The organism is Paenibacillus sp. 01T47 (genome assembly GCF_056398245.1).
This window is the reverse complement of record NZ_JBFTPA010000061.1, coordinates 1-2,564: the sequence shown is the minus strand read 5'-3', so window position 1 is coordinate 2,564 and position 2,564 is coordinate 1. Positions and strand designations below refer to the sequence as shown.

3 protein-coding genes are annotated in these 2,564 nt (G+C 46.0%); 2 read left to right on the top strand and 1 reads right to left on the bottom strand.

Annotated elements, in window-relative coordinates; translation table 11 throughout:
- Window positions 1–457 precede the first annotated feature (457 nt).
- Window positions 458–1,309 (bottom strand): aldo/keto reductase, encoded by an 852-nt coding sequence (locus AC1DOV_RS34600; protein ID WP_477552153.1) that lies wholly within the window; start codon window positions 1,307–1,309, stop codon window positions 458–460.
- A 173-nt stretch (window positions 1,310–1,482) separates the two neighbouring features.
- Between AC1DOV_RS34600 and AC1DOV_RS34595 the strand changes: the two genes are divergently transcribed.
- On the top strand, window positions 1,483–1,932 hold the full coding sequence (locus tag AC1DOV_RS34595) for a MerR family transcriptional regulator (RefSeq protein WP_477552152.1): 450 nt from the start codon (window positions 1,483–1,485) through the stop codon (window positions 1,930–1,932).
- 290 nt (window positions 1,933–2,222) lie between these two features.
- Window positions 2,223–2,564: IS110 family transposase (locus tag AC1DOV_RS34590; RefSeq protein ID WP_477552151.1), on the top strand; the 342-nt coding region annotated here is incomplete at its 3' end.

Genomic DNA, 2,564 nt, shown 5'->3' with positions numbered 1-2,564 from the left:
CGTGAGACTTGGATCTCGAGAGCTATTCCGTTCATCCCCCCTACTTGTTAAACCATGATTAGGCTAGTTGGGGCATGACCCCGAATCACATGCGATAATGTGGACGACAAGAAGGTTAGGGGCTTCCGGCGAATATATAACAAGGAGTGTGTCCAAAGAAAATTAAGTATTAGACTGAAAAATAAAGTATTAGACTCGGTAAATAAAGTTGTAGACTGAGAAAATAAAGTATTAGACTGGCAACGCTCTATTCAGCGGGCAAGATAGTTATGGATTTCTCGGTGGTTCTGTGTGTTACCTGTAATGGTAGGAGTATAGATTTCGTTGCACCCTTAGCAGCAGTTTTACTATTCTTGGATTTTGAAATCAAGTACAGAAAAAGGACAAGGGGAACCCGCCCTGTCCTTTCTTAATAGATGAGGATAAACGCGTGATGAGTTTACGATTCGATCAAGGTTTACAGCTCGACTCTCCAGTTGCCCATCATCTTGGCGACTTCCGGATCGCGGTACGATAAGAAAAGACTTTCCCGCGTATCGAGAGTGGAAATTTGTTCGATATCGTCCGCGCTCAACTCAAAATCGAAAATGTTGAAGTTTTCGACGATCCGCTCTTTACGCACCGATTTTGGAATAGCAACGACTCCACGTTGAACAAGCCAGCGAAGCACGACCTGGGCTACGGACTTGTTGTGTTTTTCTGCGATCGAGGCCAGCACATCGTTGCCAAACAAGTTGTTAAGTCCTTCAGCAAACGGGGCCCATGACTGGTGCTGTACTCCTTGCTCTTTCATAAAAGCGGCGCTCTCGATTTGTTGGTAGAAAGGGTGCGTTTCGACCTGGTTGACCGCGGGCACGATTTCGTTATGCACGACGAGGTCCATCAGTCGGTCGGGCAGGAAGTTGCTGACACCGATCGCCTTGATCTTGCCTTCGCGGTACAGGTCTTCCATCGCGCGCCAAGCGCCGTAGTAATCGCCGAACGGCTGGTGAATAAGGTATAGATCGAGATAGTCGAGCTGTAGCTTCTTCAAGGATTTGGCAAACGCCAGCTTGGCACTCTCGTAACCGGCATCCTGAACCCAAAGCTTGGTCGTGATGAATAGCTCCTTACGCGGTACACCGCTGCGCTTGATCGCGCGTCCGACCGCTTCCTCGTTCAGATAACCGGCTGCGGTGTCGATCAGGCGGTAACCGGCCATCAGCGCTTCATACACCGCGTTCTCGCATTCTTCAGCATTCGGAACTTGGTAGACACCAAAGCCGATGATCGGCATTTTTACACCATTGTTTAATGTTACGGTTTGCATTGTAATTCCTCCTAATGTTCAAATGTCTAATAGCAAACGGCGCGTAACCCCTGAATCGGGAACTGCAGAGAGGGATTCCACTTACGGCTCATTTGCATTACAATAAGCTTATGACCTTCGTGTTACACGAAGTCAAGGTGTCTTCAAAAATTTATTTTCCGAGGAGGATTCACATGCATACGGTCAAAGAAGCTGCCCTAATAACGGGACTAACTGAGCACGCTGTACGCTTTTACACGGATAAAGGCCTGGTGCCAAGCGTACAGCGCAATCAAAATAATATTCGGCTGTTCGACGAAGAATCGATCAACTGGCTACATGGCATTAAATGCCTCAAGCAATCCGGTATGCCGATTGAAGTCATAAAAATGTACGTCGATCTCTGTCTCGAAGGAGATTCGACCATTCCGCAACGCTCCGCACTCATGATGGAGCATAAAGAAGCGGCGCTCGCTAAGCTCGAAGAAGCCAAACAGCACGTTGCCCATTTGGAAGAAAAAACCGCCCTATATCAAGCCATTCTGGAGCACCGCTCTCCAGACACGACCAATCCTGGCAACTGGGACAAAATTCAGCATATGCATAGTGACGTATTTTACTCGCCCACTGTTCGGAAGGTGTGAGAGATCTACGTGAGACCCAACCGCTCTGAAGAAAATACTCGGTTTTAAACTCCTAATTGGCTTGGCAATGAACAAGATTCACATCAGTCATAAACTAACGTAAGAACGATAGTTGAATGATAACAGCGGCAGTCTAAGACTTTATTTATCAAGTCTTGGTCCGTCGCTTCTTCTTTTAACGGATCAGTCTAAAACTTATTTTTCAAAAGCTGACGTTTTTTCAATTTTAAAATCGCATTAAATCAAAGATTCTAGTCTAATACTTTATTTTCACCGAACAGAGTGGTTACATGAATCCTGTCATTGGACTGGATGTTTCCAAAGGAGAAAGCCATGCACAAGCATTCACTGACCGAGGAATACCGCACGGAAAGATCTTTCAGTTTGAGCATAATCTTGTGGGACTGGCGTCTTTCTTGAATTTTTTGCAGGACCTCGAATGCATTACTGGACTGCGTCCAGCAGTAGTGTTAGAAGCAACTGGACACTACCACAGCCCCGTCATTCAGTTTCTAGATGAACATCAATACTTGTATATTGTCATTAATCCGTTAATTTCACACCAGGCCAAAAAAACCAGCTTACGCAAAGTGAAAACGGATATTGCGGACGCCTATCAACTAGGGGAATTG